The following is a 24168-nucleotide window of genomic DNA, read 5'->3' on the forward strand; positions in this document are numbered from 1 at the left end:
ATAGTTATGTTTTCCTCTGGATAACTTTGTGAAGTAAAATACTTATCCACACCTGTTGATAACTTTGTGCATAACTTTCCACAGGCTCTGAATAGTTTTTCCACATAAAAAAGACTCATGTGGATAAGATGATTATGTACTATACTAGTTGTTATCCACTTCTTATCAAGAACCCTTTTTAAGAAAACTATACGAATTATTCCTTATACATAGGTTTAACTGCTATTAAATTTTTTTCATTGGTGGCATTGAATAGTTTTACCGTGTACTATGGGACCGGCATGTAAAAAAAATAGATGGATACACCAGACTCGGTGGTGAACCGAGTTTTTTTTATCCGCTTATGTAATAAATAAAGTAATAAAGAGATACGAAAAGGAGGGTAAGAGAGTGCTGGAAAATATTAACGACCTATGGAACCAAACGCTTGAAATTATGAAGGAAAAAGTAAGCAAGCCAAGCTACGAAACATGGCTGAAAGCAACCAGGGCTTCGGAATTATACGATGATACGATCGTCGTTACTGCACCAAATGAGTTTGCCCGTGACTGGCTTGAAAACCGCTATTCTTCTTTAATATCCGATACATTAAATGATCTGACTGGTTCGGAACTAGATGTAAAGTTCATTATTCCTGAAGCGGAAAACACTGATGAATTTACGGTCCCGGCCACGCCGAATGCTAAAAGAGAAAAAGAAGACAGTTCGGAAAATGTACCTAAAAGTATGCTTAACGATAAATATTCTTTTGATACATTTGTTATCGGCTCCGGGAACCGTTTTGCCCACGCAGCTTCGCTCGCCGTAGCGGAAGCGCCGGCAAAAGCGTATAATCCACTGTTTATTTACGGGGGAGTCGGACTTGGCAAAACCCACTTAATGCATGCAATCGGACATTACGTGATCGATCATAATCCAAACGCCAGAGTCGTATATTTATCTTCAGAGAAATTCACCAATGAGTTTATTAACTCCATTCGGGATAATAAAACGGTGAACTTTCGGAACAAATACAGAAATGTGGACGTGCTGTTAATCGATGATATTCAATTTTTAGCAGGAAAAGAACAGACCCAGGAAGAGTTTTTCCATACGTTTAATGCCCTTCATGAGGAATCCAAGCAAATCGTTATTTCCAGTGACCGGCCGCCTAAAGAGATCCCTACATTGGAAGACCGGCTGCGTTCCAGGTTTGAATGGGGACTGATTACCGATATTACGCCGCCTGATCTGGAAACAAGAATTGCTATTCTCCGAAAAAAAGCAAAAGCAGAAAAGCTTGATATACCAAACGAAGTCATGCTTTATATCGCCAACCAGATAGACACAAACATCCGGGAGCTCGAAGGTGCTTTAATCCGGGTCGTAGCCTATTCGTCCTTAATCAATCAGGACATGAATGCTGATCTTGCAGCAGAAGCATTAAAAGATATTATTCCAAACAGCAAACCAAAGAAAGTAACAATTGATGATATTCAGCGGCTCGTTGCAAGCCAGTACAGCCTGCAGCCTCAAGAGTTGAAAGCAAAAAAACGAACAAAGGTTATCGCGTTTCCAAGGCAGATTGCAATGTATTTGTCCCGGGAAATGACCGAGTTTTCGCTGCCTAAAATTGGAGAAGAATTTGGAGGACGCGACCATACAACAGTTATTCATGCGCACGAAAAAATCTCTAAACTGGTTCATTCAGACAGCGATTTTCAAAAGCAGCTTAAAGAGCTTATGGATCAGCTCAAAGCGTAGTGAGGATAACATTTTAGTTGTCAACAATCCGTCCACATGTGGATAACCCCGGTATAATTGGGGTTGCTTAACTTATCCACACTATCCACAGCCCCTACTACTACGACTATAAATTATTAAAATATATAATAAAGGAGTCTACCTATGCATTTTACAATTCAACGAGATGCTTTCGTTCACAGTGTTCAGCACGTTAACAAGGCTGTCTCTTCCAGAACAACCATTCCAATCCTTACAGGAATCAAGATAGAAGCGACTAATTACGGAGTAACATTGACAGGAAGCGACTCAGATATTTCCATAGAGACTTTTATACCTGCCAGCGACGAAGAAAAAGAGTATGTAACGATAAAAGAAGAGGGAAGCATTGTACTACAGGCCCGTTTTTTTGCTGAAATTGTTAAAAAGCTTCCGGGAGAAGAGATTGAAGTCGCGGTTCAGGATCAATTTGCCACAACTCTTCGTTCAGGCAGCGTTGTTTTTAATCTTAACGGGCTTGATCCGGAAGAATACCCGAGACTTCCACAGCTTGATGAAGACAATCATTTTCAAATGCCGCAGAACCTGCTTAAAGATATGGTGCGGCAGACCGTATTTGCCGTGTCCACTCAGGAAACACGCCCCGTGTTGACAGGTGTAAACCTCGAAGGCGAAGAATCTGAATTAATCTGTACTGCAACAGACAGCCACAGGCTTGCCATGCGTAAGGCGGCAGTAGAAACAAAAACCGGTGCCATGTCGTTATCGAATGTGGTCATTCCAGGAAAAAGCCTGAACGAATTAAACAAAGTACTCGAAGATTCTGCCGAACTAGTGGATATTATCGTTACGGAAAGCCAAGTGTTATTTAAATTTGAAAATCTCCTGTTTTTCTCCAGACTTCTGGACGGCAAATACCCGGTTACGAAAAACATGATTCCTGATCACGCTAAAACAGAACTTGTGCTTCGGACGAAAGAACTTTTGTCTTCACTCGAACGTGCGCTGCTTCTTTCAAGAGAGGCAAAAAACAATGTGATTAACTTAAAAACAATGGAGAACAACGAAATAGAAGTAAGCTCTGTATCCGCAGAGGTTGGGAAAGTAACAGAAAAGATTTCATGTGATACAATGGAGGGAGAAGAACTGCGCATTTCGTTTAACGGCAAAAACATTATGGACGCGCTGAAAGTAATCGACAGCGAAACTATCAAGATCCGCTTTACTGGAGCGATGAGTCCTTTTACTGTCCAGCCGACAGATCATGATCAAATGCTGCATTTATTTTCTCCTGTAAGAACCTACTAAAACACACATGCCTCTGGGTTGAAAAAGCCAGGGGCTTTTCTGATGAAAGAGCGCAGCATCAAGTATGTAAGCGTCGATTTCATATTGGCTTTATAGACGGAAATTTAGTAAAATATAAGATGATATAGTATGTCATTTCATTTTTGGCATAGGAGGCCCGGTATATGAATAATTCGATTGAAATAACGAAAGAATATATAACGCTCGGACAGCTTTTAAAAGAAGCCGGAGTCATTGATACCGGCGGTATGGCGAAGATTTTTCTGCTGGAGTATACCGTCTTTGTTAACAAAGAACAGGATCAGCGCAGAGGCCGTAAGCTGTATCCCGGTGATGTGGTTGAAATTGAAGGCGCTGGAGTTTTTGAAATAGCTTCCAGCTCTAATTGAGGAAAAGAGATTGCATATAAACGAAATTTCTTTGAAGCAGTATCGTAATTACAACCAGCTGACCCTCCCGGTTGAAAATGAAATAAATGTTATACTTGGAGAAAATGCGCAGGGGAAAACAAACTTTATGGAAGCCATTCATGTGCTTGCATTTGCTAAGTCACATCGAACCTCCAAAGATAAGGAACTAATTCAGTGGGATCAGGAGTTCGCCAGAATCAGCGCGGAAGTTACAAAGAAAAACGGACCTGCTTCCCTTCAGGTGATTTTGTCGGAAAAAGGCAAAAAAGCAAAAGTGAATGGGCTGGAGCAGAAAAAGCTGAGCCAGTATATTGGCTCCTGCAATGTTGTTATGTTTGCTCCGGAAGATTTATCCCTCGTTAAGGGCGGTCCCAACCTGAGAAGACGCTTCCTCGATATGGAAATAGGCCAGATCAGTTCGGTCTACCTTCATGATCTTGGTATTTACCAGAAAATACTCAAACAAAGAAATCAGCTGCTTAAAGACATCTTTCCCTCTGCTACAAAAGAACAAGATATGATGCTTCAGGTGCTGACAGACCAGCTTGTTCAAACGGCCTCTAAAGTTATCGGAAGGCGTTTTTCTTTTTTAAAGATGCTGCGTACCTGGGCTCAGGATATTCACTGGCAGATCAGCCGGCAGATGGAAAAGCTTGATATTGAATACAGTTCGTCTGCAGAAGTAGAAGAGGGGATGGATGAAAAAGCGATCTCTACTGCTCTCCATCAGGCCTTTGAAAAAGCCGCGGATCGTGAAATAAGACGCGGCATATCTCTGGTCGGTCCTCACCGTGATGAACTTATTTTAAAAATAAATGGCAAAGAAGCACAGACGTATGGTTCGCAGGGGCAGCAGCGGACAGCAGCCCTGTCGTTGAAACTGGCAGAAATTGAACTTATCCATGACAACATTGGAGAGTATCCGATTCTGCTTCTTGATGATGTTCTCTCAGAACTTGATCATTTCAGACAGTCCCATCTGCTCCATGCAATTCAGGGAAAAGTACAGACGTTTGTCACAACGACGAGTATTGACGGCATTGAACACGAAACGCTAAAGAAAGCTTCAACATTTCATGCAGGCAACGGCCTGCTGACACCAGCAGAGTAGGGAGGAAGGCATATGTTTATTCATTTGGGCGGGGATATGATTATCCGGTCAAAAGATGTAGTCGCTATTCTCGATGAAACTTCCCATGCCTCTTCAAAAGACACCGCCCGTTTTATGGACGCCCGGCAAAACAGCCAGGTGGTGGAAATTGCAGAGGATTATACGAAATCAGTAGTGGTTACGCATGACAAAGTGTACTTATCTCCCATTTCTTCTTTAACATTGAAGCGTCGGGCGCAGGTCATTTCAGAAATAGAAGATTTCAGCGAAGAATAACAGACAGGCATACATTTGGAATATGGTAATGGAAGAGAAGGTGAATGTAATTGGCAATGGATCCAAACTCATATGATGAAAGCCAGATTCAGGTCCTCGAAGGCCTGGAGGCAGTTAGAAAACGTCCCGGCATGTACATTGGCTCAACTAGTTCCAGAGGACTTCACCACCTTGTGTGGGAAATTGTCGATAACAGCATTGATGAAGCAATGGGTGGTTATTGTGACTACATTTCCATTGTCATTGAAAAAGACAACAGCATTACCGTCCAGGATAACGGACGCGGCATTCCGGTCGGAAACCATGAAAAAATGGGACGTCCAGCTGTAGAAGTCATTATGACTGTCCTGCACGCAGGCGGTAAATTCGGCGGCGGCGGCTATAAAGTGTCAGGTGGCCTTCACGGCGTCGGGGCTTCTGTAGTAAATGCGCTGTCAGAGATATTGGAAATTGAAGTTCATCGTGAGGATCACGTCTATCAGCAGACATACCGCAGAGGTATACCTCAGCAGGATCTGAAGATGGTAGGAGATACAGACGTTACCGGAACGAAGATTCATTTCAAACCGGATGCTGATATTTTTACAGAAGTAACCGTATTTGATTATGAAATTCTGGCAACCCGTCTGCGTGAGATCGCTTTTCTAAATAAGGGACTCCGCATTTCCCTGAAAGACGAACGGGAAGATGGAAAAGAAGTAGAGTATCACTATGAAGGCGGGATTGCCTCCTTTGTGGAATATTTAAACCGCCAGAAAGAAGCACTCCACGGAGAGCCGATTTTTATTGAAGCCGATAGAGATGGAACAAAAATAGAAATTGCCGTGCAGTATAACGATAGTTATACGAGCAACATTTATTCCTTTGCCAATAACATCAACACCCACGAAGGCGGAACGCACGAGTCCGGCTTTAAGACAGGACTCACAAGGGTAATAAACGATTATGCAAGACGAAATAATCTATTTAAAGAAAGTGATCCTAACTTAGTCGGAGACGATGTCAGAGAAGGCCTGACAGCTATTATCTCTGTAAAAATACCGGACCCGCAGTTTGAAGGCCAGACGAAAACAAAGCTTGGCAACAGCGAAGTCCGTACGGTTACTGATTCATTGTTCAGCGAACACTTTTCCCGCTTTCTCGCTGAAAACCCGGATACGGCCCGCAAAATTGTAGATAAAGGTCTCATGGCTTCAAGAGCAAGAGATGCAGCCAAAAAAGCCCGTGAATTAACAAGAAGAAAAAGTGCCCTGGAAGTTAGTTCTTTACCTGGTAAGCTTGCCGACTGTTCATCCAAGGACGCTTCAATCAGTGAAATCTACATCGTAGAGGGGGATTCTGCCGGAGGCTCAGCCAAGCAGGGACGCGATCGTCATTTCCAGGCGATTCTGCCGCTCCGCGGGAAAATTATTAACGTAGAAAAAGCACGACTGGATAAAATTCTTGGAAACAATGAAATCCGTACGATTATTACCGCACTCGGTACGGGCATTGGAGAAGAGTTCGATATTGAAAAAGCAAGATACCACCGCATCATTATTATGACGGATGCGGACGTGGACGGGGCGCACATTCGGACGTTGATCCTAACGTTTTTCTACCGCTATATGAGGCCTTTGATTGAAAGAGGCTATATTTATATCGCCCAGCCTCCTTTGTATCAGGTGAAACAGGGAAAGACAATCCGTTATGCTTTTGATGAAAAAGAAAGAGACCAGATCTTTTCTGAGCTTTCGGCCCATCCAAAACCGGGTGTGCAGCGCTATAAGGGTCTCGGCGAGATGAATCCGGATCAGCTTTGGGAGACTACGATGGATCCCGAGGGCCGTGCCCTGCTGCAGGTGGAATTAGAAGATGCAATGAAGGCAGATGAAGTGTTTGAAATGTTAATGGGAGAGCGGGTGGAGCCGCGCCGTGACTTTATTCAGGCAAATGCCCATTACGTAAAAAACCTGGACATTTAACAGCGCCCGGCGGGGTCATAATCAGGAATTAGAACGGCTTGAAACAGGAGGTTACAACATTGGCAGAGAATGAATCAAGAGTAACAGGCATAAATATCGGCCAGGAAATGAGAACCTCTTTCCTGGATTACGCGATGAGCGTTATCGTAAGCCGTGCTCTTCCAGATGTTAGAGATGGAATGAAGCCGGTTCACCGGCGTATTTTGTATGCAATGAACGAACTCGGCATGACGCCGGATAAACCTTTTAAGAAATCCGCACGTATTGTCGGAGAAGTTATTGGTAAGTACCATCCACACGGTGATTCTGCGGTGTATGAAACGATGGTGCGGATGGCGCAGGATTTCAGCTATCGCAATATGTTGATAAGCGGGCACGGTAACTTTGGTTCAGTAGATGGAGATGCCGCAGCTGCAATGCGTTATACGGAAGCACGCCTGGCCAAGATCTCCATGGAATTGGTGCGCGACTTAAACAAGGACACGATTGATTTTCAGGAAAACTATGATGGGAACGAAAGAGAGCCGATGGTCCTTCCGGCCCGTTTTCCTAACCTTCTTGTAAATGGAGCTTCCGGGATTGCAGTGGGAATGGCAACGAATATTCCTCCCCACCAGCTTGGAGAGGTCATTGACGGCGTGCTTGCCGTAGCTGACAATCCGGATATTACAATCCCGGAACTTATGGAATATATTCCAGGGCCGGACTTTCCGACAGGTGCCTCGATTATGGGACGCCTCGGTATTAAACGTGCATATCAGACCGGCCGCGGTTCTATTATTATCCGCTCAAAAGCGGAGATTATAGAGCAGAAAAACGGCAAGCAGACGATTATTGTGGATCAGCTTCCCTATCAGGTCAATAAAGCCCGTCTGATTGAAAAAATTGCCGAATTGGCCCGTGATAAAAAGATCGAAGGCATTACGGATCTGCGTGATGAATCTGACCGGAACGGCATGAGAATTGTCATTGAAGTCAGAAGAGACGCCAATGCCAATGTTCTTTTAAATAACTTATACAAGCAGACCTCCCTGCAGACGAGCTTTGGTATTAACATGCTGGCTCTAGTAGACGGCCAGCCGAAAGTACTCAATCTAAAAGAAATGCTTTATCACTATTTGGAACATCAAAAAGTAGTAATTAAGCGACGTACGGCTTTTGAACTGAAAAAAGCCGAAGCAAGAGCTCATATTCTGGAAGGTCTACGGATTGCACTGGATCATATTGATAAAATTATTGCATTGATCCGCGGCTCCCAGACGACAGATGCGGCCAGAAACGGTCTTATGGAAGAATACGGGCTCAGCTATGAGCAGGCCCAGGCTATTCTTGATATGAGACTGCAGCGTTTGACCGGCCTGGAGCGCGACAAGATTGAAAACGAATACCAGGAGCTGTTAGAGCGCATTAACGAACTTAAAGCGATTCTAGACAGTGAAGAAAAGGTTCTCGAGATCATCCGGGAAGAACTGCAGGATGTAAAAGAGCGTTTTAATGATAAACGCCGTACCGGCATCGAAGCAGGGGAAAACCAGATTGAAGATGAAGACCTTATTCCACGACAAAATGTGGTTATTACCATTACCCACAATGGCTATCTAAAGCGGATGCTCAGCAGCACCTACCGCAGCCAGAAACGCGGCGGACGCGGCGTACAGGGAATGGGAACCAATGATGAGGATTTCGTGGAGCATTTGTTTACCACAGGTTCCCACCAGACGATTCTTTTCTTTACGAACAAAGGAAAAGCCTACCGGTTGAAAGCTTACGAAATACCGGAACTGTCCCGGACTGCCAAAGGCATCCCGGCGATTAACCTTCTTCAAATCGAAAAAGATGAATACATTAGTACGGTGATGCCGGTGGAAGAATTTACAGATGATACGTATCTGTTCTTCCTGACCAAGAAAGGAATCTCCAAGCGTTCTCCTTTGTCTGCTTTTTCCAACATCCGTAAAGGCGGTTTGTTTGCCATAAACGTCAGGGAAGATGACGAGCTTTACGGCGTGAGGCTGACAAAAGGAGAAGACCATATTATTCTCGGAACAAAGCACGGCATGGCTATTCATTTTCTTGAACAGGACGTCCGCGCGATGGGACGTACCGCTTCCGGCGTAAAAGCGATCAGTCTAACAGGTGAGGATGAAATCGTCGGCATGGATATCGCCAGCGAGGACCGTGATGTACTGGTTGTGACAGACAAAGGGTACGGTAAACGTACTCCAATCAGTGAATTCAAGGTGCAGCACCGCGGTGGTAAAGGCCTGAAGGCGACAAACCTGACGGAACGAAATGGCACGCTTATCGCGATGAGATGTGTTGGAGAAGAGCAGGAAATCATGATTATGACGGCCCATGGGGTACTAATCCGGATGAGCGTAGAAGGTATTTCGACGATGGGACGCTATGCTCAGGGTGTCCGTTTAATCCGCCTTGGCGACGGAGAACTCGTTTCTACCGTAGCCCCTGTAGATTCTCCTGAAGAAGAAGCTTTGCTGGAAGACGCCCTGCTCGAAGGCGAAACAGCCGAGCCGCTTTCTTCAGATGATACGGAACCGACAGAAACAGATAACGAAAACGATGATACAACCAATGACGGCCCGGAAGAGCCTGAAGAATAATGCATAACAGGCAGCCCTTTATCAGGGCTGCTTTTTATATAGACCGGTGAAAAAAGGGATATTTTCCTGTTATTAGAAAAGTAAGCCTTATCAGTTTTCGGAATGTTTAAACATATGCATATTAGTCGTGACAGCATAGAAAAAAATGATAAGATATGAGGAAATCGTAAATCACCAGCAAGAAACGGGCATTTTTAGATTAGAATTGATCGATAAAATTTACAGGCGGAAAGGATGAATATCATATGCGTGAAGATAAATTTGGAAAAGAGGGGTTAACGTTTGATGACGTGCTTTTAATCCCGGATCGTTCAGAAATCCACCCCCGGGACGTTTCCGTGAAAACGTCATTAACAGACAAACTTCCGTTGAACCTTCCTATTATCAGTGCCGGAATGGACACCGTAACGGAGGCCGGAATGGCTATTGCGATTGCACGAGAAGGCGGACTTGGCATTATCCATAAGAACATGTCCATGGAAGAGCAGGCAGAAATGGTAGACCGTGTAAAACGTTCCGAAAGCGGCGTTATTACCGATCCTTTTTATCTAACCGCAGACCGTCAGGTATTTGATGCCGAACATTTAATGAGTAAATTCCGTATTTCCGGCGTGCCGATTGTAGATGAAAGCAGGAAGCTTGTTGGTATTTTGACCAACCGCGATCTTCGTTTTATTGAAGACTACTCTATTAAAATTGAAGACGTTATGACAAAAACAAACCTTGTAACAGCTTCAGTAGGCACTACATTAAAAGAAGCAGAGAAAATCCTTCAGCAGCATCGGATTGAAAAGCTTCCTCTTGTGGAAAAAGACGGTACATTAAAAGGTTTAATTACCATCAAAGACATTGAAAAGCTTATCGAGTTTCCTCATTCTGCTAAAGACAAACACGGGCGTCTTCTTGCCGGAGCGGCTGTCGGCGTAACGGCGGATGTGTTAAAGCGGGTGGAAGCACTCGTCAATGCAGGCGTCGATGCCCTCGTTATTGATACGGCACACGGCCATTCCAAAGGCGTACTGGATAAAATCGCTGAAATCCGCAGTGCATTCCCTGATGTGATTTTAATAGCAGGAAACGTGGCGACAGCAGGTGGCACGCGTGACTTAATCAAAGCGGGTGCGGACGTTGTAAAAGTTGGAATCGGTCCGGGCTCCATTTGTACGACGCGGGTCGTTGCCGGTGTCGGTGTTCCACAGATTACTGCTATTTTTGACTGCGCTGAAGAAGCAGAAAAGCATAACGTACCGATTATTGCAGACGGAGGCATTAAATATTCCGGAGATATCGTTAAGGCGCTGGCCGCAGGAGGCCATGCAGTAATGCTTGGCAGCCTGCTTGCCGGTGTAACAGAAAGTCCGGGAGAACGCGAAATTTTCCAGGGCCGCCAGTTTAAAGTTTACCGCGGGATGGGTTCTATGGCTGCTATGGAGAAAGGCAGCAAGGACCGCTACTTCCAGGAAGACAACCAAAAGCTTGTACCGGAAGGCATCGAAGGAAGAACACCATATAAAGGACCTCTTGCCGATACGGTCCATCAGTTGATCGGCGGCATTCGTGCCGGCATGGGTTACTGCGGCACGGCTACCTTGGAAGACCTCCGGGAAAATGGACAGTTTATCCGCATTACTAACGCAGGTCTGCGCGAGAGCCATCCGCACGATGTGCAGATTACAAAAGAATCACCAAACTACAGCCTGTAATACAGATGCTAAGAAAAAAACACTCAAGCCGAGCCTGCTTGAGTGTTTTTTTGTATGGAAATAACTAAATGTTAGAGTTTAGTTACAGTTTGTTGTCTATTCTTTTACAAGCGGCTGTGATAAACTAACGGAAGTATATTTCGGAGGTGCGTTACATTTATGAAAAGCTTATTAAAATCCAGCCTGGCTCTAGTTATAGCCATTATTATGCTGGCCGGCTTGCATATGGATGTGGAAGCAGAAGCTCCTGCTTTAGAGGCAGAAGCTGCGATTTTAGTAGATGCTGAGACCGGAGAGATTGTGTATCAGGACAATATTGATACAAGTCTGCCTCCTGCAAGTATGTCCAAAATGATGGCTGAATATTTAGTCCATCAAGCCATAGACGAACAGACCATAGAATGGGAAGACGAAGTTGAAATCAGCAGCAAAGTGGCCGCTTTATCAATAAGACCGGGATTGGCCAACGTTCCCCTGCGGGAATCACAAACCTATACGGTCGAAGAACTATACGAAGTGATGGCTGTAGACTCTGCCAATGGCGCTACTGTAGCTTTGGCAGAACATCTGGCCGGTTCGGAGCGGGCCTTTGTTGATGAGATGAATGCCAAAGCAGAAGAACTGGGCATGAGTGACTATAAATTTGTAAACGCCAGCGGACTGAATAATACTTCGATGGCGGGGGAGCATCCGTCCGGTACAGGAGCAGACGAAGAAAACATGATGTCTGCCAGGGATACCGCAATATTAGCGTATTATTTAATTAATGATTATCCGGAAATTCTTGAGATTGCTTCTGAAGAAGAAATAGTATTTGGAGAAGATACAAACGATGAAGTCGCTATAGAAAACTGGAATTGGATGCTGCCTGGATTCGAGCATGAATACGAAGGAGTAGACGGGTTAAAAACCGGCTCTACTAATTTGGCCGGCAATGCTTTCGCAGGAACGATTGAAAGAGATGAACGCCGGTATATTTCTGTTGTTATGCGCACCGACTCCAGAGACGCCCGTTTCACAGAAACCGCTCAATTGTATGACTATGGATTTGATGTGATTTCGGAGAAAAAGTATGTGGAAGAGGGCGAAAGCCTGCAGGGAAGCAGCACCGTTCCGGTGTCAAAAGGCAGAGGAGATGAAGCTGCTGTAGTGGCCGGAGACAATATTTCGGCCTACATGGAAGAAGGGGGAAAAGAACCTCAAATAGATACCATGCTTGATTCCGAAAAAGTGGATGAAGAGGGAAATCTCCAGGCTCCAGTTAAAAAAGGTGATGTAGTAGGCACCATTCGTCTTCAAACAAACGGCGTCGGCAGCGAGTACCTGCTGGACTCCATGAGAATACCGAATCGTGTTCCCCTTATTGCAGATGAAACAATTGAGGAAGCCACCTGGTTATCTTCTGCTCTTGATAATGTAGGCGGCTTATTGAACAGCATTCGTTATAATGCAGGAGACTGAAAGAAGAATATTTTTTAAAATATTCTTCTTTTTCTTTTTTACAGAAAGCCCGTGCTAATGTCTTTATTCCTTGGCGAAGCAGTGATACAATGGGAATAGTGATGCAATACAGAGTTATCCTATTGCCTTTTTAAGGAAAGACTGCAATAAAGGAGAAGCTTTGTAATAAATAGAGATAAACTGTTTAACAACCAGGCAGTATTATACAGCGGAGGGATTATTATAATGGCAGATAAAGGAACAGATCGCGTAAAAAGAGGTATGGCTGAAATGCAAAAAGGCGGCGTTATCATGGACGTCATCAACGCCGAACAGGCTAAAATAGCAGAAGAAGCAGGAGCAGTGGCCGTTATGGCACTCGAACGCGTGCCTTCTGATATCCGTGCAGCAGGCGGCGTAGCACGTATGGCTGACCCTACTATTGTAGAAGAAGTAATGGCAGCAGTATCGATTCCTGTCATGGCTAAAGCACGTATAGGCCACATTGTAGAGGCACGTGTCCTTGAAGCACTGGGTGCAGATTATATCGATGAAAGTGAAGTATTAACGCCGGCCGATGAGGTCTATCACTTGGATAAAAGCGAATTTACCGTTCCGTTTGTATGCGGAGCAAGAGATTTGGGAGAAGCAATGCGTCGTGTAGGCGAAGGAGCCTCCATGCTTCGTACTAAAGGCGAGCCCGGCACAGGAAATATTGTCGAGGCTGTACGCCATATGAGAATGATTCAGTCTCAGGTAAAGCGTGTCGTTGGTATGTCCCGTGACGAACTGATGACAGAAGCGAAGAATCTAGGAGCACCTTATGAGCTTCTTGTTCAAATTCAGGAACACAAAGGTCTGCCGGTCGTGAACTTCGCTGCAGGAGGTATTGCTACTCCTTCAGACGCTGCGCTTATGATGCAGCTGGGAGCAGACGGTGTATTCGTTGGATCCGGCATTTTCAAATCCAACCAGCCGGAGAAATTTGCCCGTGCGATCGTAGAAGCTACTACTCATTACGACGACTATGAATTAATCGGACGCGTGTCAAAAGACATCGGAGAAGCAATGAAAGGCCTGGAAATTTCCACACTTGCTCCAGGTGAGCGTATGCAGGACCGCGGCTGGTAATCCGCTACTATAAAGCTGGAAAGAAGGAATACTGGAATGGTGAAAATTGGTGTACTTGCTTTACAGGGAGCGGTCCGGGAACATGTCAAAAGCCTGGAAGCTCCAAATACAGAAGTCGTAATTATTAAACGGGTTGAGCAGTTAGATGCCTTGGACGGCCTTGTATTTCCTGGAGGAGAAAGTACGACCATGCGCCGTTTAGTAAACAAATATGGTTTTTTTCAGCCTCTTCGTGATTTTGCAGAGGCGGGCAAGCCTATTTTCGGTACATGTGCCGGCTTAATTCTTATGGCTGAACGAATCGAAGGCTCAGACGAAGAAGGCCATCTTCAATTGATGGACATGAAAGTGGAACGAAACGCTTTCGGACGACAGCGGGAAAGCTTTGAAACAACGCTTGTCGTCGATCAGGTGGCTGATGATGTAGAAGCTGTTTTTATCCGGGCCCCGCTCATTTCTGAAACGGGAGACTCCGTTGATATTCTGGCGGAGTATGAAGGAGAAATCGTAGCGGCTAAACAGAACCATCTGCTTGCCTGCTCATTTCATCCGGAATTAACAGATGATTCCCGTCTGCATCAATTTTTTGTTAAAATGGTTAAAGAAGCAAAAGAAACAAGGCCGGCGCAGGAAACGGTCAGGCCTGTATAAAGCATTGATGGATACTAGTATTGAATACAACCGGAAGACAGAGAGCCTGTGCAGTGGTGGAAGCAGGTGCCGGTTATTCAGGAATCCGATCCGGAGTGGAGAAGTGAACGCAAAGTAGCTTCTTCCGGCTCATCCCCGTTAAGCTGATGAACAAAGAGGCAGCAGGCTATGCTGCAATCTGGGTGGCAACGCGGGTGAACTCTCGTCCCTTTTCTATAAAGGGGCGGGAGTTTTTTGTTTGAAATTCCATTAATAAATAAAAGGAGGCAGCAACATGCTGGATGTAAAAAAACTAAGAAAAGATTTTGATGAAGTGAAGAAAAAGCTGGAAAAAAGAGGAGAAAACATTGACGAACTGGATCGTTTTCTGGAGCTGGATGAAAGCCGAAGAAGCCTTATTCAAAAAACGGAGGAATTAAAAAAGAAACGAAACGAAGTGTCCCAGGAAGTAGCCAAACGTAAGCGGGAAAACATAGATGCACAGGATTTGATTGATGAAACCAAAAATGTGTCCATAAATATGAAGAAATATGATGAGGAACTCCGTACGGTAGAAGAAGACCTGCAACAACTGATGCTGACGATTCCGAATATTCCCCATCAGAGCGTTCCGATCGGAGAAAGCGAAGAAGACAACGAGGAAATTCGTACGTGGGGAGAGGCTCCTTCTTTTTCATTTCCAGTAAAAGCACATTGGGATCTTGGTGTGGAGCTTGGCATGCTTGATTTTGAACGTGCTTCCAAAGTAACCGGCAGCCGCTTTGTGTTTTATAAAGGAGCCGGTGCAAAATTAGAGCGGGCTTTGATTTCCTATATGATGGACCTTCACACAGATAAGCATGAATACGAAGAAGTCATTCCTCCTTACATGGTTAACCGGGAGAGCATGACAGGAACAGGTCAGCTTCCAAAGTTTGAAGAAGACGCGTTTAACATCCGCGAAGAAGACTACTTTTTGATTCCTACCGCCGAAGTGCCGGTCACTAATATGCACCGCGATGAAATTATCGAAGGATGGAAACTGCCATTCGGCTATTCCGCCTACAGTGCGTGCTTTCGTTCAGAAGCAGGGTCAGCCGGCAGGGATACAAGAGGCCTTATCCGTCAGCATCAGTTTAATAAAGTAGAACTCGTGCGCTTTGTACATCCGGAAGACTCCTACGAGCAGCTGGAGCTTTTAACCGGTCATGCTGAAAAGGTTCTGCAGGATCTGGAGCTTCCTTACCGCGTGCTGAACATGTGTACCGCAGACCTGGGCTTTACGGCTGCCAAAAAATACGATATCGAAGTATGGCTGCCAAGCTATGAGGATTATAAAGAAATTTCTTCCTGCAGTAACTTTGAAGATTTTCAGGCTCGTCGGGCCAACATTCGATTCAAACGGGAGCCAAAAGCCAAAACGGAATTTGTGCACACGCTCAATGGTTCCGGATTAGCAGTGGGAAGAACGGTAGCTGCTTTGATGGAGAATCATCAACAGGAGGATGGTTCTATCCGTATTCCTAAAGTGCTGCAAGGCTACATGGGTGGCAGAACGCATATTCAAGCGAAGTAAATTACCAGTTTTTTTAAGGTGAAACAGGGGAGTAAAACAACTCCTCTGTTTTTTTCTACGAATTTTTCAAGCCATTTCTTAAAAAAATTGCAATGTAAGCGTTATCAATGTATTATTTAACAGGAAGCTTTGATATTTTCGTAGCGTACTCTGATAGATAATCTGTCATTTAAATTTAATAAAAATGTAAAAACAATATTGCAAATATTCTATATAGTACTTATAATAACGTTAATCAAATAAAAAAATCTTGCGAATTATCTCAATATTTCATCGATTTATTTCATTTTTCGTAACGAATAGCAAAGAAATCAGCGAAATATACATAAAGAAAAGATGGGATGCCCAATGAGCCAGCTTGATAGTACGGATATGGCCATTCTCGGATATCTGCAGGAGAATGGAAAAAGATCTTACAGTGAAATAGCGCGCTATTTAAACTGCAGTGAAGGAACGATTCGTTCACGTATCAATAAAATGCTCAGTGCCGGTGTATTTGAATTTATTATTCATACCAATCCAAACAAAGTAGGGCTGGAGGTCCAGGCGATTATCGGGTTTTCAACAAGGCTTGGGGCGCAGGAAGATATTGCAAGATGTCTGCAGAAGCATCCGGAAGTGAGGTTTGTCGGGGCATTTTCAGGTAAACATGACCTGATTATACAAGCTTATTTTAAGAGTAACGAGGACTTAGTGAATTTTGTTAACAAAGAACTGGCTAAAATTGATGGAATTTTAAATGCTGACGTGAACGTAGAACTGAAGCAGTATAAGGATTCTTTTTCGTACATACAAGCAGAAGATTCGTGAATCGTTTCTTCTGGAAACCGGAAGTAATTTAATAAATTGGGGTGGGTTCATGAGCAACAATCAGACCGAGCTGCTGAAAGTGTCAGGGCTGAAAACATATTTTTCTTTAGAAAATGGAAAAACAGCTAAAGCTGTCGATGGTATTGATTTTACTATACATAATGGAGAAACAGTGGCTTTGGTCGGCGAATCAGGGAGTGGGAAAAGCATCACCTCGATGTCGATTATGAGGCTTGTACCAGAGCCTGCCGGAAAGATTGTGGAAGGATCTATCAAATTAGAAGATCAAGAGTTATTGGATTTATCTGAAAAGGAAATGATAAAAGTACGGGGCAATAAAATAGGAATGATTTTTCAGGAGCCAATGACCTCGTTAAATCCTGTATTCACCATTGGCATGCAAATAGCGGAACCGCTGATTAAGCACAAAGGAATGAAGAAAAAAGAAGCCAGACAAAAAGCTGTGGAACTGCTTAAACTAGTCGGGTTTCCCCGTGCGGAACAAACGATTCATGAATATCCGCACCAGCTCTCCGGCGGGATGAGACAGCGAGTGATCATTGCGATTGCTCTTTCCTGCGATCCAAAGCTCATTATTGCAGATGAGCCCACTACGGCGCTCGATGTGACGATTCAGGCCCAGATTTTGGATTTAATGCTTGATATTAAAGAAAAAATCAACTCGGCCATTCTGATCATTACCCATGACCTTGGTGTAGTAGCAGAAATGGCAGATAGAGTAATGGTCATGTATGGCGGCCAGATTGTAGAATCCGCTACAGTAAATGAGTTGTTTGAAAACCCTAAACATCCGTACACTGTAGGGCTGTTAAACAGCATGCCTAAAATTGATGACGATAAGCAGATATTAGAATCGATTCCAGGTACGGTGCCCCCTGCTACTGATTTCCCGCAGGGATGCAGGTTTGCTCCCCGCTGCAAGCATGTAACGGAAGAGTGTACCAAGTCAGTGCCGCCTATATACGAAGATACACCCGGCCACGAAGTCCGCTGTATTCTTTACAGTCAGAGTTCCAAGGAGGCAGAAGCCATTGACCCAGTTAAATAATAAAGTAAACGAAGAGGCAGACTATCCGGCTCCTGCTTCCGAAACAAAGGAAAAGCTGGTAGAAATTAAAAATCTAAAAAAATACTTTCCTATAAAGGGCGGCATATTAAGACGTACCGTTGCTCATGTAAAAGCAGTCGATGATATTTCCATTGATATTTATAAAGGAGAGACGCTCGGCATTGTAGGAGAATCCGGTTCCGGGAAATCCACATTGGGACGAATTATTTTAAGGCTGGATACTCCGACAGAGGGAAAAGTCATTTTTGATGATAAAGATATCTCTAAGCTATCGCAGCGGAAAATAAGGCCTTCCAGAAAAGATATGCAGATGATATTTCAGGATCCCTACGGCTCTTTAAACCCGCGGATGAGCGTCGGAGAACTGATTGAAGAGCCTATGCTTCTTCATGAAAATTTAACGAAGGAACAGCGCAGAGAACGAGTGATTGAGCTTCTGGAAACAGTAGGTCTTGGAGGGGATGCACGGTTTAAATATCCACACGAATTTTCGGGCGGCCAGCGTCAGCGTATTGGAATAGCACGCTCCATCTCTACAAGGCCGAAATTCATCATTGGGGATGAACCGGTTTCTGCTTTGGATGTATCTGTGCAGTCGCAGGTATTAAACCTGATGAAGCAGCTTCAAGATGATTTTGATTTAACGTACTTATTCATTGCCCACGATTTAAGTGTTGTCAAACATATCAGTGACCGGGTGGCTGTCATGTATTTAGGAAGAATTGCAGAAATAGCCCCCAAAAACAGCTTGTATTCCCAGCCTCTGCATCCCTACACCCAGGCACTTATTTCAGCGGTTCCTGAACCGGATGTGAAAAAAAGAAAGAAAAAAGTTCATTTGCAGGGAGATCTGCCAAGTCCATCAGACCCGCCTGCCGGGTGTCCTTTTCATACGCGCTGCCCGCAGGCCCATGATCGCTGCAGTGCAGAAAGACCGGAGCTGGTCGATGTAGGCCGGGACCATAAAGTGGCATGCCATTTGTATACTGATTCAAAAACGGGGGCCATACTCAGCCCGGAACATGCCTCAAAAAACTAACCGGTTATATCACGTATAGGGGGTGAATCCTGTAAGGATTCAATAATGACCAATTATAAAAACTAGTAGGGGGTATCTTTTTGAAAAACAAAACATGGTTTTTGTCAATGATGTCTTTTGGTTTAGTATTGTCTGCATGCAGTGGAGGCGGGGACTCTGAGGAAGGCGGGGAATCCAGCGGCGAACCTCAGGAAGGCGGTTCGATAACGGCTGCGATGTATTCCGCACCGGAAGGCCAGTTCAACCCTATATTTTACAGCGATGCCTATGAAGCGAATATTCTTGATTTTACGCACGAGGCACTGGTGGCACAGGATGAAAACCTTGAGTTTATTCCGGAACTTGCATCCGAGTGGGAATTCAACGATGACCAGACAGAACTTACTTATACATTGGAGGAAGGCGTAACGTGGCATGATGGCGAAGCCTTTACAGCCGATGATGTAGTATTTACTTACGAATCTATTGCAGATCCGGAATATATTAACGCAGGCGGCCTGCGTATTGACTATGTAAACAAACTGGTTGGCTTTGAAGAATATTCAGACGGAGAAGCCGATACACTTGAAGGTGTAGAAGCTGTCGATGAAAACACCGTGACATTCACGTTTGCCGAACCAAATCCAACGGCACTGTATAACACAAGCTTTATGATTATTCCAGAACACATTTTTGCTGACATTCCCGTAGCAGAAATGCCGGAAGCCAGTGCTTCCCTGAACGCTGGTGAAGTGATCGGAACAGGCCCTTTCCAGCTTTCTGAATTACAGGAAGGCGAGCAGTATCTTTTAGCCAAGCATGAAGAGTACTGGGGCGGAGAGCCTAACCTGGATAACATTCAATGGCAGGTAATGGACCAGGAAATTATTCCGGGACTGCTTGAAAATGGAGATGTAGACCTTATCAAAGATCCGGGAGGCGTGCCTAAAGGCGATGTGGAATCCGTAGAACAAATGGAAAACATTACGATGTTTGAACAGCAGGATCTTGGTTACCAGCTGCTTGGATTCAAGCATAATAGAGGCCCGGATGATGCATTGACGGATCCGGACTCATGGGAGCCAAATGAAAAGGTACAGGATGTTGAACTTCGACAAGCGATCGCTCATGCGATTAATCGGCAGGGGATGATTGACGGGCTTCTTTACGGACATGGTGAAGTACTGAATGCACCGTTCCCTGAAGCATCGTGGGCGTTTAACGCCGACTCGGTTACTGACTATGACTATAACGAAGATACAGCAAACCAGATTTTAGATGACGCCGGCTACGAAGATACAAATGGAGACGGGATGCGTGAGAATCCGGACGGCGAAGCCTTTACGCTGAATCTGGACTATCCAACAGGTAACCTTATCCGTGAAAGAAGCGCACCAATCATTGAAGAAAACCTGGAAGCTGTAGGGCTTGATGTGAATCTAAACAACCCGCGTGAAGCAGCTGCTCACTTTGAGCATATTGAAAGCAACTCCAACGATGTAGATATGTACCTGTCGGGCTGGTCTCTGGCTTCCGGTGATCCGGATCCATCAGGCATCCACAAATCGGACGCTGCCTATAACTACCTTCGTTGGAACAGTGAAGAAAGCGACCAGTTAATTGAAGAAGCAATGCAGGCTCCGGACGCGTTTGAATTAGAGTACCGTGAGCAGAAATATGGAGAGTGGGCACAGCTCTTTTCTGATGAACTTCCAGAAGTTCCATTGTATGCAGAAAACAACGTATTCGCTCATAACAGTGCCCTGCAGGGAATTGTTAGAAAGCCGCACACGATTGTTGATAACTCGCATGAGTGGTATTTAGAACAGTAATGCCCATGAAAATAGAAGGATGTATGGATTTGTATCCATACATCCAAACTATTTTCCACTACATAAGTATAGAAGAGAGATTCAGCTGTTGCTTTTGAATTTTTGAGAAAAGACTGCCGGAAGAGGCTCTTACAACACCATGCAAGCAGAAATTCTGGCGATGCCCAGTCTTTTCTGAAAAAGGCAGGAGGAGAAGTAGATGTATAAATATATATTGCGCAGACTATTATTATTTATTCCTATGCTGCTAGCAGTATCTTTAATCGTATATTTTTTAGCTTATCTAGCACCGGGGGACCCGTTAACCGGAGAAAATATTGATCCTAATGTTCCGGCGGAAGTGTATGAACAGCGGGCAGAGGAGCTTGGGTTAAACGAGCCGTTTCATATTCAGTACCTCAGCTGGGTAGGATCCGTGGCACAGGGAAACCTGGGAGATTCCATTAACTATAACGGGCGTACGGTAGAAGGTTTGATCATGTCGCGTGTTGTAAACACCCTGTACTTATCTATTTTTGCTTTATTTATTACTATTATTGTAGCTTTGCCAATCGGTATTTATTCCGCCAGAAAACCGTATTCTGTTGCAGATTACGGCGCAACAACGTTTGCTTTTGTAGGTCTTGCTACACCCAACTTCTTTGCCGGCCTGTTACTGATTTATTTCTTTGGTTTCCAATTAGGATGGTTTCCAACGCAGGGCTCTGTTTCCACTATTGGAGCAACCGGCCTGGAGTATTTTTTTGACCGGATTCATCATTTGGTGCTTCCCGGTTTAACGCTCGGCCTGGCCAGTACGGCTATTTACATGCGTTATATGAGAAGTGAAATGCTTGATATTCAGGGAAGTGATTTTGTACGAACAGCCAAAGCAAAAGGAATGGGACCAAAAAGCGTTTTATATAAGCATACGCTTCGGAATGCTTTAATTCCTATCATCACGCTTCTTGGATTTGAATTTGGAACGCTGCTGAGCGGCGCAGTTATTACAGAAGCAGTATTTAACTATCCAGGGCTCGGTACATTGTTTTTGGAGTCCATTGTTAACAGAGACTATCCAGTCATTATGGGAATTAATTTGATATTATCGGTAGCGATTCTTGTCGGCAACCTGTTGGCGGATATTTTCTACGCCGTAGTCGATCCAAGAATACGCTACGATTGAGGGGGCATATGCTATGCAGAATCCACAACCAGTAGAACCAGTCATTACTTCCGGACAAAAAGGCCACAGCCCCCTTCAGCTGGCGGTAAAGCGATTCATGAAAAACAAGCTGGCGATATCGGGATTAGTCATTCTTGTGTTTTTCTCGCTGGTGGCTATTTTTGCCCCATTTTTAACGCCGAACAGTCCAACGCAGTCCGATTTAATCAACGTGATGCAGCCGCCAAGCTCTGACCACTGGCTTGGCACCGACAGTTCCGGCCGGGACAATTTTGCCAGGCTGGTCTATGGAGCAAGGGTTACTCTGCTTATTGGTTTCTTCGCGATGTTTTGTACGTTAGTCATTGGAGTGATTTTAGGCTCGATTGCAGGGTACTACGGTGGTATCGTAGACGGCATTATTATGAGACTTGCTGATGTTGTTCTTACGCTTCCTTTTCTCTTGTTTGTGCTTACTGTGATCGCGATTATTCAAAATATAACCATCACGCTATTTGTAGTAGTTATTGCAGCAACTACCTGGCCGAACATCACAAGGATCCTGCGGGGAACGTTTTTATCGATCAGAGAAAAAGAATTTATACTCGGAGCAAGGTCCATTGGATGTTCAGATTGGCGCATCATTACGAAACACTTTCTGCCAAATGCCGTCGGTCCGATTATTGTGAATGCCACAATTATGATGGCGACGATGATCATTTTAGAATCTGCATTAAGTTTCGTAGGGTTTGGTATCCCACAGCCTACTCCTACATGGGGGAACATGGTAAATGAAGCAAGAAGCATAAGAGTTCTTCAAGGGGCTCCAGAGGCTTGGATTCCGCCCGGTCTCTCTATTCTCCTTGTCGTTTTGTCCATTAATTTCATTGGGGACGGCCTCCGGGATGCATTTGATCCAAAAGGTGGAAAACGATAAAAATACAAGAAAGAGCAAAATTAAATTGCTCTTTCTTTTTATTTTCTATTGCACCGGTATTTTGTATATGCTATTATATTCCTTGTCAGCCAAAAAGTTTTAACCATTCGGGGGAGTACCCAAGTCTGGCTGAAGGGAGCGGTCTTGAAAACCGCCAGGGGCTTCATCGCCCGCGGGGGTTCGAATCCCTCCTCCTCCGCCATTATTCTAATAACAAAGCTGTCCCTGCAAAGGGCAGCTTTTTTTGTGTGTTTTTATAAGACAGTGCATGAAAAAAAGCAAATTGGGTATGATAAAAGAAAAGCGGAAGGTAAGGAGACGGACATGGCTCATACAGATATGTATTGGATGAAAGAAGCTCTGAAATTGGCTGAAAAAGCGCGGATCATGGGAGAAGTGCCGATCGGAGCAGTAATTGTAAAAGAAGATGTGATTGTCGGGTATGGATACAACCAGCGGGAAACCAAACAACAGGCGGGGTCCCATGCTGAAATGACTGCCATTGAACAGGCATGTCGGACACTCGGAAACTGGCGTTTGGAGGACTGCACGCTTTATGTCACCCTGGAGCCCTGTCCGATGTGTGCAGGGGCGATTGTCCAGTCCCGCATCGTCCGGGTCGTTTACGGAGCAGTTGATGCCAAAGCCGGCTGTGCGGGAACGCTGATGAACCTGTTGGACGAACCGCGGTTCAATCATCAGGCCATCGTCGAACGCGGGGTGATGGAGGAACGATGCAGTGCGATTCTTTCCACCTTTTTTCTGGAACTGCGCCAAAAGAAAAAAGAAGAGCGCTTAAAAAGAAGAGAGCAGCAGAAGTTGGATTCAGCGAATCATCATGATATAGTAAACGAACACGATGAATAAAACAGGGGGATAACTCATGGCACCTAATCAATTTTCAGCGGAAACGGCTCAAATGCTGGCAAAAAAACTTAATATGCCGTTAGAGCACATTATGCATACACCGCCGCATATTATTATGGCAAAAATTGCTGAACTGGAAAAAAAAGAGCAGACCGCAGCAGACGAAAATTCGGCAGAAGAATAAAGCCGAACCTATTGCGTTCCAGCTAAAAACTATATATACTAAAAGTTGCGCAATAAAGCGCCTGAATATGTTATCCAATTTGCCGTGCTAAGTGGGGAGGTAGCGGTGCCCTGTACTCGCAATCCGCTATAGCGAGACTGAATCCCTTCTCGAGGCTATGCTTTTGTGCAGCCTGCCCTATGTAAGTGGTGTTGACAACCGGGTTCTGCGCAATGGAAACCCGTGAATCCTGTCAGGTCCGGAAGGAAGCAGCAGTAAGCGGACTCTTCTATGTGCCGCAGAGCTGCCCGGTTCGAGCTAACTGCATAGGTAACGTGCATGAAAGCATTGTCGACAGAAGGTGCACGGCTTTATACATATGATAAAAAGAACGACTCTCTTGAGAGTGGTTCTT

20 protein-coding genes, 1 tRNA gene, 1 other RNA gene and 1 other annotated feature are annotated in these 24168 nt (G+C 44.7%); all 22 genes read left to right on the forward strand.

Translation table 11 applies throughout. The annotated features are described in order from the left end of the window. Positions 1-393: 393 nt before the first annotated feature. On the forward strand, positions 394-1743 hold the full coding sequence (gene dnaA, locus AC5W14_RS15185) for a chromosomal replication initiator protein DnaA (RefSeq protein WP_496194945.1): 1350 nt from the start codon (positions 394-396) through the stop codon (positions 1741-1743). Between the two features lie 144 nt (positions 1744-1887). Next, complete coding sequence (gene dnaN, locus AC5W14_RS15190) at positions 1888-3030, forward strand: DNA polymerase III subunit beta (RefSeq protein WP_496194939.1); 1143 nt, start codon at positions 1888-1890, stop codon at positions 3028-3030. 164 nt (positions 3031-3194) lie between these two features. After that, entirely contained in the window at positions 3195-3419 is a 225-nt protein-coding gene (gene yaaA / locus AC5W14_RS15195; RefSeq protein WP_496058186.1) for a S4 domain-containing protein YaaA, read from the forward strand. Positions 3420-3429: 10 nt separating this feature from the next. Further along, positions 3430-4551 (forward strand): DNA replication/repair protein RecF, encoded by a 1122-nt coding sequence (gene recF / locus AC5W14_RS15200; RefSeq protein ID WP_496058187.1) that lies wholly within the window; start codon positions 3430-3432, stop codon positions 4549-4551. A gap of 12 nt (positions 4552-4563) precedes the next feature. Next, positions 4564-4827, forward strand: a complete 264-nt coding sequence (remB, locus tag AC5W14_RS15205; protein ID WP_496058188.1) for an extracellular matrix regulator RemB — start codon at positions 4564-4566, stop codon at positions 4825-4827. A 50-nt stretch (positions 4828-4877) separates the two neighbouring features. Then, positions 4878-6791 (forward strand): DNA topoisomerase (ATP-hydrolyzing) subunit B, encoded by a 1914-nt coding sequence (gyrB, locus tag AC5W14_RS15210; RefSeq protein WP_496058189.1) that lies wholly within the window; start codon positions 4878-4880, stop codon positions 6789-6791. Between the two features lie 59 nt (positions 6792-6850). Beyond that, positions 6851-9412: a DNA gyrase subunit A gene (gene gyrA / locus AC5W14_RS15215; protein ID WP_496058190.1), complete on the forward strand. Its 2562-nt coding sequence runs from the start codon at positions 6851-6853 to the stop codon at positions 9410-9412. A gap of 245 nt (positions 9413-9657) precedes the next feature. Further along, complete coding sequence (gene guaB / locus AC5W14_RS15220) at positions 9658-11115, forward strand: IMP dehydrogenase (protein ID WP_496058191.1); 1458 nt, start codon at positions 9658-9660, stop codon at positions 11113-11115. Positions 11116-11274: 159 nt separating this feature from the next. Next, positions 11275-12576, forward strand: a complete 1302-nt coding sequence (locus AC5W14_RS15225; RefSeq protein WP_496058192.1) for a serine hydrolase — start codon at positions 11275-11277, stop codon at positions 12574-12576. A gap of 225 nt (positions 12577-12801) precedes the next feature. After that, complete coding sequence (gene pdxS / locus AC5W14_RS15230) at positions 12802-13686, forward strand: pyridoxal 5'-phosphate synthase lyase subunit PdxS (protein WP_496058193.1); 885 nt, start codon at positions 12802-12804, stop codon at positions 13684-13686. Between the two features lie 36 nt (positions 13687-13722). Beyond that, complete coding sequence (pdxT, locus tag AC5W14_RS15235; protein WP_496058194.1) at positions 13723-14337, forward strand: pyridoxal 5'-phosphate synthase glutaminase subunit PdxT; 615 nt, start codon at positions 13723-13725, stop codon at positions 14335-14337. After that, positions 14333-14550 (forward strand) — a binding site (T-box leader). Its footprint overlaps the gene before it by 5 nt. Before the next feature lie 61 nt (positions 14551-14611). After that, positions 14612-15892 (forward strand): serine--tRNA ligase, encoded by a 1281-nt coding sequence (serS, locus tag AC5W14_RS15240; RefSeq protein WP_496058195.1) that lies wholly within the window; start codon positions 14612-14614, stop codon positions 15890-15892. 348 nt (positions 15893-16240) lie between these two features. Further along, the gene (locus AC5W14_RS15245; protein WP_496058196.1) at positions 16241-16702 is read left to right on the forward strand and encodes an Lrp/AsnC family transcriptional regulator; all 462 of its coding nucleotides are present in this window, start codon (positions 16241-16243) and stop codon (positions 16700-16702) included. A gap of 49 nt (positions 16703-16751) precedes the next feature. Continuing rightward, positions 16752-17771: an ABC transporter ATP-binding protein gene (locus tag AC5W14_RS15250; protein WP_496194940.1), complete on the forward strand. Its 1020-nt coding sequence runs from the start codon at positions 16752-16754 to the stop codon at positions 17769-17771. Next, on the forward strand, positions 17755-18831 hold the full coding sequence (locus AC5W14_RS15255) for an ABC transporter ATP-binding protein (protein WP_496058198.1): 1077 nt from the start codon (positions 17755-17757) through the stop codon (positions 18829-18831). The genes AC5W14_RS15250 and AC5W14_RS15255 overlap by 17 nt, the downstream gene beginning before the upstream one ends. 80 nt (positions 18832-18911) lie before the next feature. After that, positions 18912-20642 carry an ABC transporter substrate-binding protein gene (locus AC5W14_RS15260; protein WP_496058199.1) on the forward strand — a complete coding sequence of 577 codons (1731 nt, stop codon included), beginning with the start codon at positions 18912-18914 and terminating at the stop codon, positions 20640-20642. Positions 20643-20841: 199 nt separating this feature from the next. After that, entirely contained in the window at positions 20842-21807 is a 966-nt protein-coding gene (locus AC5W14_RS15265; protein ID WP_496058200.1) for an ABC transporter permease, read from the forward strand. 13 nt (positions 21808-21820) lie between these two features. Continuing rightward, a complete protein-coding gene (opp4C, locus tag AC5W14_RS15270) occupies positions 21821-22723 on the forward strand; it encodes an oligopeptide ABC transporter permease (RefSeq protein WP_496058201.1) in 903 nt (300 codons plus the stop codon). A 109-nt stretch (positions 22724-22832) separates the two neighbouring features. Beyond that, positions 22833-22925 (forward strand) — tRNA-Ser (locus tag AC5W14_RS15275). Positions 22926-23047: 122 nt separating this feature from the next. Beyond that, complete coding sequence (gene tadA / locus AC5W14_RS15280; RefSeq protein ID WP_496058202.1) at positions 23048-23590, forward strand: tRNA adenosine(34) deaminase TadA; 543 nt, start codon at positions 23048-23050, stop codon at positions 23588-23590. A 16-nt stretch (positions 23591-23606) separates the two neighbouring features. After that, positions 23607-23774 (forward strand): YycC family protein, encoded by a 168-nt coding sequence (locus AC5W14_RS15285; protein WP_496194941.1) that lies wholly within the window; start codon positions 23607-23609, stop codon positions 23772-23774. A gap of 82 nt (positions 23775-23856) precedes the next feature. Further along, an RNA gene (gene ffs / locus AC5W14_RS15290) (signal recognition particle sRNA large type) lies at positions 23857-24122 on the forward strand. The last annotated feature ends 46 nt before the right edge of the window (positions 24123-24168 follow it).

The sequence above is a fragment of the Sinobaca sp. TMA16-18 genome, assembly GCF_059510535.1.

Excerpts from the sequence above, each read along its gene's own strand:
- serS (WP_496058195.1), top strand. The coding sequence starts at position 14,612 with ATGCTGGATGTAAAAAAACTAAGAAAAGATTTTGATGAAGTGAAGAAA.
- pdxT (WP_496058194.1), top strand. The coding sequence starts at position 13,723 with ATGGTGAAAATTGGTGTACTTGCTTTACAGGGAGCGGTCCGGGAACAT.
- AC5W14_RS15250 (WP_496194940.1), top strand. The coding sequence starts at position 16,752 with ATGAGCAACAATCAGACCGAGCTGCTGAAAGTGTCAGGGCTGAAAACA.
- pdxS (WP_496058193.1), top strand. The coding sequence starts at position 12,802 with ATGGCAGATAAAGGAACAGATCGCGTAAAAAGAGGTATGGCTGAAATG.
- remB (WP_496058188.1), top strand. The coding sequence starts at position 4,564 with ATGTTTATTCATTTGGGCGGGGATATGATTATCCGGTCAAAAGATGTA.
- guaB (WP_496058191.1), top strand. The coding sequence starts at position 9,658 with ATGCGTGAAGATAAATTTGGAAAAGAGGGGTTAACGTTTGATGACGTG.
- dnaN (WP_496194939.1), top strand. The coding sequence starts at position 1,888 with ATGCATTTTACAATTCAACGAGATGCTTTCGTTCACAGTGTTCAGCAC.
- AC5W14_RS15265 (WP_496058200.1), top strand. The coding sequence starts at position 20,842 with ATGTATAAATATATATTGCGCAGACTATTATTATTTATTCCTATGCTG.
- AC5W14_RS15285 (WP_496194941.1), top strand. The coding sequence starts at position 23,607 with ATGGCACCTAATCAATTTTCAGCGGAAACGGCTCAAATGCTGGCAAAA.
- opp4C (WP_496058201.1), top strand. The coding sequence starts at position 21,821 with ATGCAGAATCCACAACCAGTAGAACCAGTCATTACTTCCGGACAAAAA.
- yaaA (WP_496058186.1), top strand. The coding sequence starts at position 3,195 with ATGAATAATTCGATTGAAATAACGAAAGAATATATAACGCTCGGACAG.
- tadA (WP_496058202.1), top strand. The coding sequence starts at position 23,048 with ATGGCTCATACAGATATGTATTGGATGAAAGAAGCTCTGAAATTGGCT.
- AC5W14_RS15245 (WP_496058196.1), top strand. The coding sequence starts at position 16,241 with ATGAGCCAGCTTGATAGTACGGATATGGCCATTCTCGGATATCTGCAG.
- AC5W14_RS15225 (WP_496058192.1), top strand. The coding sequence starts at position 11,275 with ATGAAAAGCTTATTAAAATCCAGCCTGGCTCTAGTTATAGCCATTATT.